The 360-nt window shown below is 31.9% G+C and carries 1 pseudogene; it reads left to right on the top strand.

The features are described from left to right. Nucleotides 1-128 precede the first annotated feature (128 nt). Nucleotides 129-360, top strand: a pseudogene (locus tag ACEWB7_RS18790) (transposase); the annotation flags it as partial.

Here is a 360-nt window from a genome sequence, read left to right as displayed (position 1 = left end):
CAAAAAAAGATAACTCATTGAAATAATGGCATAATACTTGTTTTCTGACGACGAATATGATGACACATTTCAATGAGTTACATCTCATCTTAAACAAATATCTAAAGTGGAACAAGTCACATGCAAATTTTGGTAAAGATCGTATTGTGAATGTGTTTGCAGACAGAGAATTTATCGGTGAGAAATGGTTTACATGGTTAATTGAAAATGACATTAACTTCTGTATACGTGTTAAAAAACTTTATTGTGACCAATCACTTAGCCAAGAATCATAAAATTAGTGATTTATTTCGTCATCTTCAAGTTGGTCAAACTGAATGTCGTAAACGACGTATTTGGGTTGGTCGAGTGAAACTGTAT

The organism is Acinetobacter sp. NIOH-H-8, assembly GCF_046635365.1.
Lineage (GTDB): Bacteria > Pseudomonadota > Gammaproteobacteria > Pseudomonadales > Moraxellaceae > Acinetobacter.
The sequence above is the reverse complement of the archived record's forward strand: the minus strand, read 5'-3'. Positions and strand labels throughout refer to the sequence as shown.